Source organism: Tetragenococcus solitarius NBRC 100494 (assembly GCF_001544195.1).
GTDB lineage: Bacteria > Bacillota > Bacilli > Lactobacillales > Enterococcaceae > Tetragenococcus > Tetragenococcus solitarius.
Map to the genome: position 1 here is coordinate 58377 of NZ_BCPY01000003.1, position 14901 is coordinate 73277.

A 14901-nucleotide genomic window follows, 5' to 3' on the forward strand; every position below is an offset into this window, starting at 1 on the left:
ACGTTCCCCTGCAAATTGTTCTATTTATTTAGCTCGTGATAGGCATTATAGACCTTTTGTTTTTTTAATTTGTTTTGCTTGGCTACCTCTTTAATTGCATCATTAGGTCTAAGACCTGTAGCGATGAACTGCTTTACTTGTTCTTTTAAAGGGGCTTGTGGTAATGATATATCAACTTCTTGTTCCGACTGACCTTCAACAAGGAGACAGCACTCCCCTTTCAGTGTATTTTCAGTTAAATATTCCTTTAATTCAGCTAAGGTTCCACGAAGATATTCTTCATGGATTTTAGTTAATTCTCGACAAATAACAGCTTTTCTTTGAGGATTAAATACTTCATTCATATTTGAAACAGTATTTTTTAAACGATAAGGCGATTCGTAAAAAATCAAGGTCGCTTTATTTGCTGCTAAATTTTGCAAAACTTCTTGCTGGTCTTTTTTCTTACGAGGCAAAAAACCGTAAAAGTAATGAGGTTGCACTGTTAAACCTGAAGCAATTAAAGCAGTCAAGCCAGCCGTAGGTCCTGGCAAAGAAATAACCGGGATTTCTTCTTGGATACAGCTAGCGACTAATTCTTGACCTGGATCACTTACTGAAGGCATGCCGGCATCACTCACTTGAGCAATTGTCTGCCCTTGTTTTAATAAAGCTAAAAATTCAGGGATGCGCTGCTTATAGTTATGTTCATGCAAACTTTTTTGTGACACAGAAATCTCAAAATGATTTAATAATTTTTGCGTATTTCGTGTATCCTCACTAGCGATTAAATCAGTTGACTTTAAGGTGTTTACTCCACGTACAGACATATCATCTAAATTGCCAATGGGCGTTGGAACAAGGTATAATTTCCCAGCAGTTTTTTTATAACTTTTTTGTTTTTTCAATACGATCCTCCATTCATTTTTCATAAAAAAAGACTGGGTATCAATACTGATCCAGTCCGTTTTTATTTATTACCACTATCTCGGTAAATTACTTCTAAACAAAAGGCACAAGGTTCGTCGTGCTCGCGCCTAGAGCCGTATAGATCGTAACAAACATGAAAGCCTTCTTCATAAATCTTTTCAAGATTCAGCCGTGATTGTGAAAGCTCTTGTTTCTCTTTTCCTGCTTGATTAGCATCCTTATGACTCAATTCATGAATATGTTCTCTTAAACGTTGATTTTCTAATTCCAAGGTTGTATTTTTTTCCACTAGTTCTTGTAAAGAACCTTTCATTTCCATTAAATTTTGCGATAACTTTTGTAAGTCTTCTTCAAACTCATTTAACCCATCGTATAAAGTACGTTTATCCATCGACATTCATATCACCTGCTTTAAGCGTATCCTTCAATTCTTCATAATCGTATTCTACAGGAATTTGTTGGCTTGTTAAACGAACTTTTACGACCCGACTTAATAAATTAAGCCCAACGACGCGCCCTTTACCGTCAGGTGTAAAAATCGTCGTTCCATAATCCGGAAGTTCTTTTTTAGCAGCTACGTAGGTGTCATTTTCGTAATTTAAACAACACATTAACCGGCCACATAAGCCTGAAATCTTACTTGGATTTAAAGAAAGGCCTTGGTCTTTAGCCATTTTTATAGAAACTGGCGCAAATTCTCCCAAAAAAGTTGAGCAACATAATTGCCGACCACAGGGACCAATACCGCCAACAATTTTCGCCTGATCCCTTACCCCAATCTGCCGTAATTCAATTCTTGTTTTAAAAATACTTGCCAATTGTTTAACAAGCTTTCTAAAATCAATCCGAGCTTCTGCGGTGAAATAAAAAATTATTTTACTGCGATCAAAAGTATAGGCCGCATCCACTAATTTCATTTCTACTTGATGCTTATGTATCTTTTGTCTAGCGATTCTTAAAGCCTCTTTAGCATCTTGTTGATTTTTCATATCTTGCGATAACTCTTCCGGAGTTGCTTTGTGTAAAATTGGCTTTATATGTCCGGGCAGATCTTTTTCTGCCACCTTTTTATTACTCATCACAACATCAGCAATTGTTTTTACTTGTTTGCTTTCGACTAAAACTTTATCACCGCATGAAATTTTTTCACCATTTGTAAAAAAATAATCAATACGCCCGGTTTTATGGTAACGAACGCCGACTACATTATCCACGTCACTCATCCTTTCCTAAGGAATTAGCCAATGATCCGCAATGCCAACTGTTCAGCTATGCCTTGAAAAGCTACATTAGCTGCTAGTTTTTTCTGTGCTTGCAAAATCAGCTCAAGTATATCATTCATGTGCTGGGTCTTTTGTCTATTGTCCAATGAACGACTGCGCTCATTTTGAAAATAAGCTAAAAGTATCGCAAAAATCATTTGTTGTTGTTCTTTTTCTTTTGCCTGGGCCACTATTTTTTTTTGTACATAAATAAAAGCCTGTGGATCCTTATTTTTTAAGTAGTTAAACCACTTAGCTACAATTTCCCTAGTCTCATTAAACCATTCATTTTCAGAGATTTCAACTGCTTTATCATAACTATTCGTTAGTTTTGTAACGAGTTGAGCTAGATTTTTTGGTATATTTTTTTCTTCTAACTGTCTAATTAGATATTCTTGCGCCAAGGGTGTAAAATGTAATATTTGGCAACGAGATTGTATTGTAGGCAATATTTTCCCTAATATATTCGTCTCCAAAACGGCGACTGAATTTCCAGGAGGTTCTTCTAACAATTTTAATAGGCTATTCGCAGCGCTTGGATTCATTTTATCCGCCTGCTGCAGAATAAAGATTTGTGTTCCTTTTTCAAAACTGCTTTTTGAAAGTTCTGCTTGCAATTGACGAATCTGATCAACTTTTATCGTCTGTCCTTCTGGTTCAATCAATTGAACATTCGGATGTTCTCCTTCATTAATTCGCCTACAGTTGACACAGTGTTCACAAGGATTTCCTTTATCAACATTTAGGCATAATAGACGCTTCGCTAGCCATAAGGCCATCTCGTGCTTACCACAACCATTGTCACCTTCAAAAATATAAGCATGAGCCAAACGCTCATGCTCTACATTTCTTTTTATTTGTGAATATACAAGTGGCTGGCTTTGGGCTAAAAAGTTTTCTTCTCCCATTTCTATTCTCCTTGTATCTTTATACCAATACCCTAGTATTGTTGGAATTTTTCGATTGGTAAAACAAACACCGTAGCGCCGCCTACTTCTACTTCGACCGGATAAGGTACTTGCCCTTCTAAAGAGACATTGAGTGTCATCGGAGAAGTCGATACATATTGTTTTCTTGATTGACAAGTCTTTTTAATCAATTCCAGCGTTTTTTCTACTCGTTCGTCTTCGACTCCGATAATGAAGGTACTATTTCCTGCTTTCAAAAAACCGCCAGTAGATGATAATTTCGTCGCTCGTATATTTGCTTCAATAAACTCATTGGCTAAACGATTACTATCTTTATCTTGAACGATCGCTAACACTAGTTTCATTCTACCATCTCCTCAAAATAATTTGGATAAGCTGTACAGATTGCCAGTAAACATTGGTCAACCACACTTTGCAAATCTGCTCTCGCGTCGATTTTATGTACACGAGCTGAATTTTGTTCGGCTATTTTTAAATAGGCGTGGCGTACCCTTTGATGAAATTCTAACCCTTCAGACTCTAATCGGTCAACCTGGTACCCTCGAGAATGTTGAATTCGCTCTAATCCAGTATCTGAATCAACATCTAAATAAAGAGTGAAATCAGGGGTAAGTCCCTGTGTCGCAAATTGATTAATTTGAGCAACTTCTTTTATCCCAACACGACGGCCGGCCCCTTGATAAGCAATCGAACTATCCACAAAACGGTCACATAAGACAATTTTTCCATCATCTAAGGCAGGTAGAATGACATCAATCACATGTTGCCTACGTGCTGCAGCATAAAGCAATGCTTCTGTGCGATCATCCATTTCTTCATAGGCTGGATCCAAAATCAGTTCACGAATTTTTTCAGCAATCTTCCCGCCCCCAGGTTCTCTTGTCCTAATGACTTCCTTTTCTGATGCAAATTGCAAGCGTGGATACAATTCATTGAGTACGCTTGTTTTACCTGCACCGTCGGGCCCTTCAATTGTTATGAACAGTCCATCCACTCTGACTCCCCCTTTTTAAACCTTTATCTATATTTCTGTTCTACCCTCTACAGCTTTCGATAAAGTCACTTCATCGGCATATTCAATGTCGCTGCCGACAGATAATCCGTGTGCAAGACGTGTTACTCTAATACCTGCTGGTTTAATTAAACGCGAAAGATACATCGCTGTCGCTTCACCTTCTGTAGAAGCATTGGTTGCAATAATAACCTCTTTGACCTCTTCATTTTCTAAACGTTTTATTAAATTGGGAATATTAATATCTTCTGGACCAGTTCCTTCCATCGGAGAAAGTACTCCATGCAGTACATGATAGAGTCCTTGATATTCTTTCATTTTTTCTAAGGCCATCACATCCTTAGGTTCTTCTACTACCAAGATTGTTGAACGATCTCGTGTAGTATTTGCACATATCTCGCAAGGATCATCTTCGGTAATATTTCCGCAGACACTACAATAAGTTAAATCCCGCTTAACACTTAATAGAGATTTAGCAAAATCATTCACTGTTTCATCTTTCATATCAATCGTATAAAAGGCTAAACGTGTCGCTGTTTTTTGGCCGATACCAGGTAAATTCATATAACTTGCAATCAAACGAGCGATGGGTTCTGGATATTGCACAATTAAAACTCCTTTATTAACAAACCAGTAAAACAGCATTGACGTTGTTTACATTCCTGGAAGATTCTTCGTGTATTTTCCCATGGTTTGTTTTGTTTCATTTTCTATATTTTTCAAACAATCATTAACAGCTGATACGATAAGGTCCTGTAACATTTCTGGATCTTCTGGATCGATCACATCTTCTTTAATTTGTACATCTTTGACTGTACGATCACCTGTTGCTATAACTTTTACATAATCATTAGCCGCTTTTCCGACAAATTCTTTTTTATTTAATTCTTCCTGTTCTTTTTCCATATCTTTTTGCATTTTTTGCACTTGTTTCATCATGCCTTGCATGTTTCCCATGCCTTTCATATCTCTTCACTCCATTTTCTAATCTTCTTTAATTGTCGCTAATTCACCAAATAAATCTTGTGCTTTAGAAACGACTAAATCTTCTTTTTTTTCATCTACTGTGTCAGTTTCTACTTCTTCATTTTCAGCAAAACCATTGTCTTCGGTTATTTCTTTTTGTCCAGAAAGAAATTCTTGCCGCAAAGTTGGCCAACTTTCATTGGTAATATATACCAAATCTGGCACATAGTCAGGAATCATGCGGCTAATATTATTTTGTACAGCTAATACAAATTCCTGGTCATTCGCTGCTTTTTTACAGATAATTTCATAGTCAAAAGCAATAACCAAGCCATTTGGACTAGCAGCTTTGGGTTGGCTGGCTCTTAACATTGCTTTTTGAGTCACACTTAAACTTGCTAAAAGGTCCTCCCAAATATCTTTGACACTGGTCAGTTCTTTTTTAGTTGCTTCCTTTAAAACCTTAAAAACACGTTTTTTAGGTAAACGATATTGACTAGGCGCTGTTTTCTTTTCCTTGTTGGTTTGCACCTGCGCTTGTGTTTGCGGCGCTACAGTTTGGCTTTTCAATTGTTCCATTTCTTTTTGTAAGTTGCTTACTTGTTCTTTTAGCTGCGCTACTTCTTGACTATCAGCAGACGAAGTTCCCTCTTCTATCTTGCTTTCATTGGTAAATTCATCTGCTAATTTTACCGTTGCAACCTCTAAATAGATCCTAGGACTGTTTGTCAAACGTATCTCGTTTTGAGTCTGATTTAAAATATTAATCCAATAATAAATTTGTTGCGCAGAAATTTCTTTAGCCGATTGTTTAAAAGTTGCAGTAAAATGCTGGGCTTTTTCTTCTAATAATTTAGGTGCCTTTTGATAAACTAACAAATCCCGACAATAAACTAATAAATTTTCTAATAATCGCCTAGCTTCTTTACCTGAAGCCAACATCTCATCTAGTAATTGCAAAGATTCAGCTGTATTTTTTTGCTCGCAGGAAGAAATGAAACGGTCCATCATTTCATAGGTTAAACTACCTGTGACTTCCAAAGCATCTTGTAATGTAATCGTCCCATTACTAAAAGAAATCGCTTGGTCCAAGATACTAAGAGCATCACGCATCCCACCTTCTGCCGATTGAGCAATAACATTTAACGCTTCATCTTCAAAATTCAACTCATTTTTTTCTAATATATAAGTTAAATGTTCAATAATATCCTTGGTGTCAATTCGCTTAAAGTCAAATCGTTGAGTTCTAGAAATGATCGTTGCTGGAATTTTATGAGGTTCAGTTGTAGCTAAGATGAAAATCACATTTTTTTTGGGTTCTTCTAATGTTTTTAATAAGGCATTAAAAGCCCCTGTCGATAACATATGAACTTCATCAATAATATAAACTTTATATTTTGCTTGGGTAGGCGCATAGTTCGCTCTTTCGCGAATCAGCCGAATTTCTTCAACACCATTATTACTAGCAGCGTCAATTTCGATAACATCTTCTTGGTTTCCCTCTGTAATCGATCGGCAAATTTCACATTCATTACAAGGTTCACCATCCGTACTGTTAGGACAGTTTACTGCTTTAGCAAGAATTTTTGCGGCACTGGTTTTTCCTGTTCCACGAGGACCGGTAAATAAATAAGCGTGGGAAATTTGATTTTGTATGATCGCATTTTTTAAAGTTTGCGTAATTGCTTGTTGACCAATAACATCATCAAAACGTTGAGAACGCCATACACGATACAGTGCTTGATAAACCAAATTTGCCACCTCTTTCAAAATTCGCTACTTACTATTATACGCAACTTTGCTTAAAAAAACTACAATTTAAGCAAATCCACTGGGATCTTTTTTAAATTTTTAACCTATGTCTTTTATAAAATTCGCGCTAACGCCTCTTAGGTCTTTGCTATAGAAATTTGTCGTAGAAATTAGTATACTGATGAATAGTAACTTTAAATTTTAAAGGGGTATTTTCATGTCAGATAAATTTCCAAAACATTTTTTATGGGGAGCATCTATTAGTGCGCATCAAACAGAAGGAGCTTATAAAAGCGATGGCAAAGGGCTGACTGTCCAAGACACGAGGCCTCGTGATAATCACGAAATCGCTGACTTTACGGTAGCAAGCGATCATTATCATCACTATAAAAAAGATATTCAACTCTTAGCAGAATTGGGAGTGAAAATTTTCCGTTTTTCCATCTCTTGGGCAAGAATTTTTCCAAAGGGGCAAGGAACAATCAATCAGGCAGGAATTAATCACTATCAAGATGTGATCAATGAATGTTTGCAACATAACATTCAACCTGTTATCACCCTCAACCATTTTGACCTGCCACAAGCTTTAGAAGATATCGGCGGCTGGACCAACCGTTTGACAGTTGACGCTTTTAAAGAATACGCCAAAACAGTGTTTGAAGCCTATGGTAAACAAGTCAAGTATTGGTTAACCATTAATGAACCTAATGTCATGCTGTTAGTTGATCAAAAAATTTTGGGCAAACAAATTCCTATCAAAGAAAAATATCAACAATTCCACCATTTGATGATCGCCGAAAAATACGCTTTTAAACTTTGTCACACCTTAGTACAAGATGGAAAAATTGGGCCGGTTCCTAATATCTCACTGGTTTATCCGGCAACCAGCAGCCCTTTGGATAATCAAGCGTCTTTGTATTTCAATAGTGTCAGAAATTGGGCCTATCTTGATTTTTCTTGTTTTGGTCGCTATAACACTGTTTTTAAAGACTATTTAAAGCAAAAAGGTGTCTCTATCCATTTCGAACCAGGCGATAAAACTTTAATGCAAGAAAACTTTCCAGATTTTATTGCCATGAACTTTTATACAACAGTTACTGTAGAAAAACCTATGGATAAAAACAATATGAGTGAAGGAATTAGCGATCAACAGAGCGAAGACATTATGGACTGGGGCTTTTACAAGGGTGTGACTAATCCTTATCTAAAGAAAAATCAATTTAATTGGACAATTGATCCGGATGGGTTTAAAACAACCTTACAAACGCTTTATGATCGTTATCATCTTCCTATTATAATTACTGAAAATGGTTTAGGCGCAAAAGACGAACTGACCGATGATCATAAAGTTCATGACCCTTATCGGATTGATTACTTAAAACAACACCTTGAAAAATGTTTGGAAGCTATTAAAGCAGGTGTTGACGTCTTTGGTTATAGTCCTTGGTCAGCCATTGATCTAGTGAGTGTCCATGAAGGAATGAGCAAGCGTTATGGCTTTATTTATGTTGATCGCAATGAAAAAGAACTCAAACAACTCAAGCGTTATAAAAAAGATAGTTTCTATTGGTATCAAGAATTAATAAAAACAAATGAAATTCCTCCAGAAAGAAGATGAGAAGAATGAATGCTGTATTTAGTTTTCTAGAAAATAAACTGATGCCGCCGCTAAATAAATTAGCCAACTTACGCGTGATACAGGCCATTATGCAAGCTGGAGTTGTCACTGTTCCTTTTACTATTGTAGGGTCAATTTTTTTAATTATAAATAATTTACCGCAAATTATTCCACCGTTGGCTCCTTTTTTTGAACAAACAGTATTAAAATTATCTCCGCTGTATAGTGTGGTTACCACTATGTCTATTGATTCCATTGCGATCTTTTATGCTCTAGCTACAGCCTTTTATTTAACAGAAAGCTACCGGCAAGAAGAAAAACAAATGAGCAGCTTTGTCGGATCTATTTTAGGACTGTTCGCTTTTTTATTAACCATTGTCCAAGTGGATATTCAAAATGGTGAGGCGCAATTATTACAAAATAACGCGGAAGATTCCATTATCTATAACGGGGTAGCTTTAGATAGCTGGGTGACACGTTTTAGTGGCGTAGGAATTTTTATTGCTATTTTAACATCGATTTTAGCTGTGCAAATTTATCATTATTGCATTAAAAAAAATGTCACTATTCATATGCCCGAAGGTGTTCCTGACGGCGTTAGTAAAGCATTCGCATCTTTGATTCCAGCAATTTTTATCGCCTTTGCTATGGTTATTATTAACGGAGTTTTGGCATTATTTCATACTGATTTGCATGCGATTTTAACAGAGCCTTTTGAATTTGTAAAAGGATTGACAGGTTCTTGGCTAGGTATTGTCGTGATTATGCTACTTATCCACTTACTTTGGGTCGTCGGTGTTCATGGCACTGCAATTATCAAAAATAGCTTTATCAATCCTATTTTGTTAGTTGCCTTGACTGAAAACATTAACGGAGCAGATAACATTTTCGCTGGTGACTTTGTCAATATGTACATTTTCCTCGGTGGTGCTGGTAGTACGTTAGGATTAGTTTTACTGATGGTTTTTAAAGCCAAATCGGATCAGTTAAAATTGTTAGGAAGAGCGGCAATTTTGCCAGGTCTTTTTAACATCAATGAACCGGTCATCTTTGGGGCTCCAATTGTTTATAATCCATATTTAATGATTCCCTTTATACTAGCTCCCATTGTGAATGTCTCAGTTGCTTACTTTGCCTCGTCAATGGATTTGGTAAATAAGATTATTTCCGGAATTCCTTGGATTTCCCCAATTGGAACAGGTGCTTTCTTAGGAACTGGTGGGGATTTTCGTGCTGTATTTATTGCCATTTTTAACCTAGTCCTATCACTTCTTATTTATTATCCCTTCTTTAAAATGTATGATAATAAATTGTATAGCCAGCAAAAAGAAGACAAAGAATAACGCTGACTAAAAAATCCCTTCTATAGGTTAAAACCTTGGAGGGGATTTTCTATGTTCTAGAAGCTGTGACATAAGTTCCTTTAATAAAAAAATATCCGAACTATAAGTGAGATTACTCCAGTGATTACTCGTCGCAAATTCACGACAATTAGGGAATCTTATCAAATAGAATTCGGATATTTTTATCTTGTCTTTACTTATGTCACAGCCCTAAACAATTAGTCATCTTGATAAATAGATATTTGTACTTGATTGTATTTATCTGCCTCAATCGCGTCAACAAAACCGCTGGCATAATCTTGATAACTGATTTTGCTTTCCCCTGCTTGATTTTCTGTGTACTCGTTATCTGTAATTGTGTAACTATCCGTCTTTGCCCCATCTGCTATAAAGCTTGCTGCCGGGCTCACATAGACCCACTGGACATCACCTCGTTCTTTTAAATGATCCAAAGCTTTACCCATACCTTCAGCAACCGGTTTGGCTTCCTTTGGAAAATCAGCGGTGTCTTTTAATTGTTTTTTATGATCAGAATCTACATATAAACTACCGGCACCACCAACAACAAACAATTTCACGTTTGTACCACTTAAGCAATCTGCCAAATGCAGCAATGAAGAATCATGTAAATCCATCTTTGCAGGATCCCAGACACCAAAAGCATCAACTACAATATCAAACTCTGCTAGATCTTTTGCCGACAAATCATAAAGATCTTTTTGTAAAACATGTGAAGCTTTTGTCTGATTGTCATGACGCACAATCGCAGTCACTTCGTGTTTACGTTTGACAGCTTCATCTGTAATTAACTTTCCTGCTCTACCGTTTGCCGCTATCACTGCAATTTTCATCCATAATTCCTCCATTTGTTTATATTTCTTTTTGTATCATTTATCCTACACCATTCTCGATTAAAAAGAAAATAAACGCTTTTTCTTTACCACAAAAAAAGCTAAGAAATCTACTCAAAAGATTTCTTAGCTTTTTTCTATTCATACTAATTATTTTACTTCTACAGATGCACCAGCATCTTCTAAAGCAGCTTTCAAACTATCAGCTTCTTCTTTAGATACGCCTTCTTTAACAGGTGCAGGAGCGCCATCAACAACAGCTTTAGCTTCTTTCAAACCTAAACCAGTTGCTTCACGGACTGCTTTGATAACTTTAACTTTTTGGCCACCCACATCACTAAGTTCTACAGTGAATTCTGTTTGTTCTTCAGCAGCTTCTCCACTGTCACCAGCAGAAGCAGCAGCAACAGGTGCTGCAGCAGATACACCAAATTCTTCTTCAATAGCTTTAACTAGATCATTTAATTCTAAAATTGTCGCACCTTTTATTTCTTCGACAATGCTTTCAACATTTAATGCCATTTTTATTTTCCTCCATTTATATTCAGTATTTTTAAGTTGCTCTTAAATTAAGCAGCATCTTCATCTTCTTTTTTCTCGATAACTGCATTAAGACCATAAGCCACGTTGCGTACGGGTGCTTGTAATACAGATAACAACATTGATAGAAGTCCTTCTCTGTCTGGTAATTTTGCCAAAGCTTGGACTTCGTCCAATGTAGCAACTTTATTTTCAATAACGCCGCCTTTAATTTCTAATGCTTTTGCTTCTTTTGAAAATTCATCGATAATTTTCGCTGGTGCAACCACATCATCATTACTAAAAGCAACAGCTGTCGGACCTGTAAAGACTTCTTCTAAACCTTCTAAGCCCGCTTCTTTTGCTGCGCGAACAAGGATAGAATTTTTAATTACATGCATTTCGACATTTTCGTCACGTAATTGTTTACGCAAACGTGTATCTTCATCCACCGTTAAGCCGCGATAGTCAACAAATACAACTGATTCAGCTGCATTAAATTGTTGGGCCACTCCACTAACGATTTCTGCTTTTTTTGCAATAGCTGCTTCACTCATTTTTTTCGTTCACCTCCTGATTTTGATGGAAGAGTTTTTTTACAATAAAAAACTCTATGCCACCGCAGACATAGAGGGTCTATTGATATACACCAATAAAAGTCCTCGGTAGGATTTACGACTTGATTGAAGTCACCTACTGTCTTCGGTACAATTAATTATTAACGTCAAACACCTTATCATAAAAAAGGTGTTTGCGTCAATATTTTTTTACTTGTTTTTAAAATGATGCAGGATCTACATGAATCCCAGGACCAAAAGTCGTTGTCACTGTAACATTTTGCATGTAAGTCCCTTTAGCTGCTGACGGTTTCGCTTTTTCGATTACATCATGAATCGTTTTAAAGTTTTCTACCAATTGATCAGTGTCAAATGATACCTTACCAATTGGAGCATGGATGTTTCCATTACGGTCCACGCGATAAGTTACCTTACCTGCTTTAACTTCTTCAACAGCCTTGGCTACATCCATTGTCACAGTTCCTGTTTTAGGGTTAGGCATTAATCCTTTGGGGCCTAAGACACGGCCTAATTTCCCAACTTGTGCCATCATATCTGGTGTTGCTACGACAACGTCAAAGTCAAACCAGCCGCCTTGGATTCTATCAGCCAAATCACTCTCACCGACATAATCAGCGCCAGCTTCTTCAGCTTCTTTAGCCTTATCTCCTTTGGCAAATACTAAAACAGTTTGGGTTTTGCCTGTTCCGTTAGGTAAAACAACGGCTCCGCGAATTTGTTGGTCCGCTTTTTTAGGATCAACATTTAAATGATAAGCAACTTCAAGTGTTGCATCAAATTTTGCAATATTTGTATCTTTTGCTAGGGCAACAGCATCTTCAACTGAATAAGCTTTTGTTGTGTCCACTTTTTCTAATGCTTCTTGCATTTTTTTACTTTTTTTAGCCATTATATGCGATTCCTCCTTGATGTGGTTATAACGGTAGAACCTCCCACGTGTTCTATATCTTTCAACATAGAGCCAACTGAGAAGCTACTTTCAGAGATTGAATTATTCTACAGTAATCCCCATGCTTCGTGCAGTTCCTTCAACCATGCGCATCGCTGATTCAACATCAGCAGCGTTTAGGTCTTCCATTTTAGTTTCAGCGATTTCTTTAACTTGGTCGCTGCTAACTTTCGCTACTTTATTTTTATTTGGTTCACCTGAACCCTTATCAACACTTGCTGCTTTTTTCAACAATACAGCAGCTGGCGGTGTTTTAGTTACAAAGGTAAATGAACGATCTTCATATACAGAAATCACAACTGGAATAATCATTCCTGCTTGATCAGCTGTACGTGCGTTAAATTCTTTGGTAAAGCCCATAATATTAATACCTGCTTGTCCTAACGCTGGACCTACTGGTGGTGCTGGTGTTGCTTTACCTGCAGGAATTTGCAATTTGACGATTTTTTCTACTTTTTTTGCCACGAGACATACCTCCTTAAGTCCGTGATGTGGTTAATTAGAGATCAAAATTTCTCCTCCCACGCTTAACACGTGCCATAAACAAATATCGCACACTCATGATAGTATATCAAAAATGTGGTTGATTGCAAGTATTTTCTTTATTTTTTTCAAACCTTTAATTGAATTGCTTTGCTTTTTTTTCACTTAAGATTATAATAAATCCAGTAAAAAAGTAAGGAGCACTGAAATGAAAAAAATTCTATTTTCTATTAGTTTACTATTGGCATTCCTTCTAGTAGGCTGTCAAAATTCAAATAGTGCTGAAGCACACCAAGATTCGCATGCGAATGAAACAAACAATACCACTAAAACTAGCAATGCGACTAAGAGTACTCAGCAGACAAATAAAAAAAGCACAATGCCTACTCTTTTTATCCATGGTTATCAAGGAACAACAAACTCGTTTAAATCCATGATTAATGATATGCAGAAAAATAGCGTAGCGCAGCGAGAAATGATTGTTGTGGTACATTCAGATGGCTCTATCGATGTACAAGGAGAACTTAGTGGAAAGAAAACCAATCCAATCATACAAGTCCTTTTTGAAAATAACGAAAGCGATGAATGGAATCAAACGGAATGGATTAAAAATGTACTTAGCCTTTTAAAAAATGATTACCAAGTAGATAAGGTCAATTTGGTCGGTCATTCCATGGGAGGAGTTAGTGCTTACCGCTATATGGGGACCTACGGTCAAGAAGATACTTTGCCAAAAATTGAAAAGTTCGTCGCCATTGGAGCACCTTTTAACGAATTTGTTGATACTAGCGAGTCTCAGTCCGTTGAAGACTTGTTAAAAAACGGTCCTGATACTCCATCTCAAAGATATCAAGATTTTACCGACCTGACTCCCCAAATACCCAATGATACTTCTGTTTTACTCATTGCAGGACAATTAAGCAAAGCAGATTTTACTGATGGAACAGTCCCTCTGACAAGCGCTCTATCCATTTATCCTTTATTAGAAAATAATGGATTTAATGATATCAGCTACTCTATCATACAAGGTCAACGTTCAAGCCATAGCATGCTCCATGAAAATAGTAAAGTGAACCGACAAATTGAACAGTTCTTATGGGAATAAAAACAGCAGCATCGTCAAATGATGCTGCTGTTTTATTTATATCTTAATCAATTTTATCCACTTGATCAAAATCAAGTTCTGTACTTGTTTCACGGCCAAACATATCAATATTAACTTTTAATTTTTGCTTTTCTTCATCAATTTCAGTCACTTGTCCTTCCAAGCCAGAAAAAGCTCCTTCAATGATCTTTACAGTTTCACCATTTTCAACTTTTAATTCCACCGTTCTTGTGCTCATACCAAGTGAATGTAAAATGGAGTTAATTTCTTCTGGCAAAAGCGGTGAAGGTTTGCTTCCTGCGCCGTGAGAGCCAACAAACCCGGTTACCCCTGGTGTATTGCGCACAATATACCAAGATTCATCAGTCATTACCATTTCAACTAGTACATATCCTGGAAATGTCTTATGCACCACTTCTTTTTCTTTACCGTTTTTGACTTCTGTTTCCTTTTCTTCAGGAACAACTACACGAAAGATATAATCATCCATTTGCATACTTTGTGCCCGCGATTCTAAGTTAATTTTCACTCTATTTTCATAACCAGAATACGTATGAAGCACATACCATCTTTTTTCAAAAGATTCCATTTTTTCGGCTCCTTTTACTTTTGTAAAATAAAAAAA

The 14901-nt window shown here is 36.6% G+C and carries 18 protein-coding genes and 1 other annotated feature; of the genes, 3 read left to right on the forward strand and 15 right to left on the reverse strand.

Features of this window, described 5'->3' with window-relative positions; translation table 11 throughout:
* Positions 1-20: 20 nt before the first annotated feature.
* From rsmI to dnaX, 9 genes are all read right to left on the reverse strand, one after another.
* Positions 21-887, reverse strand: coding sequence for a 16S rRNA (cytidine(1402)-2'-O)-methyltransferase (gene rsmI / locus TS1_RS01685; protein ID WP_068707175.1), 867 nt, complete (start codon positions 885-887; stop codon positions 21-23).
* A gap of 62 nt (positions 888-949) precedes the next feature.
* A complete protein-coding gene (locus tag TS1_RS01690; protein WP_174519317.1) occupies positions 950-1300 on the reverse strand; it encodes a DNA replication initiation control protein YabA in 351 nt (116 codons plus the stop codon).
* Entirely contained in the window at positions 1293-2132 is an 840-nt protein-coding gene (locus TS1_RS01695; protein WP_068707179.1) for a PSP1 domain-containing protein, read from the reverse strand. The genes TS1_RS01690 and TS1_RS01695 overlap by 8 nt, the downstream gene beginning before the upstream one ends.
* Positions 2133-2146: 14 nt before the next feature.
* Positions 2147-3079: a DNA polymerase III subunit delta' gene (holB, locus tag TS1_RS01700; RefSeq protein WP_068707181.1), complete on the reverse strand. Its 933-nt coding sequence runs from the start codon at positions 3077-3079 to the stop codon at positions 2147-2149.
* A 32-nt stretch (positions 3080-3111) separates the two neighbouring features.
* A complete protein-coding gene (locus TS1_RS01705; RefSeq protein WP_068707183.1) occupies positions 3112-3444 on the reverse strand; it encodes a cyclic-di-AMP receptor in 333 nt (110 codons plus the stop codon).
* Positions 3441-4094 carry a dTMP kinase gene (gene tmk, locus TS1_RS01710; RefSeq protein WP_068707185.1) on the reverse strand — a complete coding sequence of 218 codons (654 nt, stop codon included), beginning with the start codon at positions 4092-4094 and terminating at the stop codon, positions 3441-3443. Before tmk ends, TS1_RS01705 begins: the two co-directional genes overlap by 4 nt.
* A 27-nt stretch (positions 4095-4121) precedes the next feature.
* Positions 4122-4718, reverse strand: a complete 597-nt coding sequence (recR, locus tag TS1_RS01715; RefSeq protein ID WP_068707187.1) for a recombination mediator RecR — start codon at positions 4716-4718, stop codon at positions 4122-4124.
* Between the two features lie 48 nt (positions 4719-4766).
* A complete protein-coding gene (locus tag TS1_RS01720; protein ID WP_068707188.1) occupies positions 4767-5078 on the reverse strand; it encodes a YbaB/EbfC family nucleoid-associated protein in 312 nt (103 codons plus the stop codon).
* Positions 5079-5096: 18 nt separating this feature from the next.
* On the reverse strand, positions 5097-6830 hold the full coding sequence (gene dnaX / locus TS1_RS01725) for a DNA polymerase III subunit gamma/tau (RefSeq protein ID WP_068707190.1): 1734 nt from the start codon (positions 6828-6830) through the stop codon (positions 5097-5099).
* A gap of 217 nt (positions 6831-7047) precedes the next feature.
* On the opposite strand from dnaX, the gene TS1_RS01730 reads away from it, so the two are divergent.
* Positions 7048-8448, forward strand: a complete 1401-nt coding sequence (locus tag TS1_RS01730) for a glycoside hydrolase family 1 protein (RefSeq protein ID WP_068707193.1) — start codon at positions 7048-7050, stop codon at positions 8446-8448.
* A 5-nt stretch (positions 8449-8453) separates the two neighbouring features.
* A complete protein-coding gene (gene celB, locus TS1_RS01735) occupies positions 8454-9791 on the forward strand; it encodes a PTS cellobiose transporter subunit IIC (RefSeq protein WP_068707195.1) in 1338 nt (445 codons plus the stop codon).
* Positions 9792-10009: 218 nt separating this feature from the next.
* Here the strand turns inward: celB and TS1_RS01740 are convergent, their stop codons facing one another.
* The 5 genes from TS1_RS01740 to rplK form a co-directional block, all read right to left on the reverse strand.
* Entirely contained in the window at positions 10010-10642 is a 633-nt protein-coding gene (locus TS1_RS01740; RefSeq protein ID WP_068707197.1) for an NAD(P)-dependent oxidoreductase, read from the reverse strand.
* Positions 10643-10792: 150 nt separating this feature from the next.
* Positions 10793-11164, reverse strand: a complete 372-nt coding sequence (rplL, locus tag TS1_RS01745) for a 50S ribosomal protein L7/L12 (RefSeq protein ID WP_068707199.1) — start codon at positions 11162-11164, stop codon at positions 10793-10795.
* A gap of 47 nt (positions 11165-11211) precedes the next feature.
* Positions 11212-11718 carry a 50S ribosomal protein L10 gene (rplJ, locus tag TS1_RS01750; RefSeq protein ID WP_068707201.1) on the reverse strand — a complete coding sequence of 169 codons (507 nt, stop codon included), beginning with the start codon at positions 11716-11718 and terminating at the stop codon, positions 11212-11214.
* 36 nt (positions 11719-11754) lie between these two features.
* Positions 11755-11885: a sequence feature (ribosomal protein L10 leader region), on the reverse strand.
* 53 nt (positions 11886-11938) lie between these two features.
* Complete coding sequence (gene rplA / locus TS1_RS01755) at positions 11939-12628, reverse strand: 50S ribosomal protein L1 (RefSeq protein WP_068707203.1); 690 nt, start codon at positions 12626-12628, stop codon at positions 11939-11941.
* Positions 12629-12730: 102 nt separating this feature from the next.
* Positions 12731-13153 (reverse strand): 50S ribosomal protein L11, encoded by a 423-nt coding sequence (gene rplK / locus TS1_RS01760; RefSeq protein WP_068707205.1) that lies wholly within the window; start codon positions 13151-13153, stop codon positions 12731-12733.
* 226 nt (positions 13154-13379) lie between these two features.
* On the opposite strand from rplK, the gene TS1_RS01765 reads away from it, so the two are divergent.
* Positions 13380-14276 (forward strand): alpha/beta hydrolase, encoded by an 897-nt coding sequence (locus TS1_RS01765; protein ID WP_068707207.1) that lies wholly within the window; start codon positions 13380-13382, stop codon positions 14274-14276.
* Positions 14277-14319: 43 nt separating this feature from the next.
* Here the strand turns inward: TS1_RS01765 and nusG are convergent, their stop codons facing one another.
* The gene (nusG, locus tag TS1_RS01770; protein WP_068707209.1) at positions 14320-14865 is read right to left on the reverse strand and encodes a transcription termination/antitermination protein NusG; all 546 of its coding nucleotides are present in this window, start codon (positions 14863-14865) and stop codon (positions 14320-14322) included.
* Between the last annotated feature and the right edge of the window lie 36 nt (positions 14866-14901).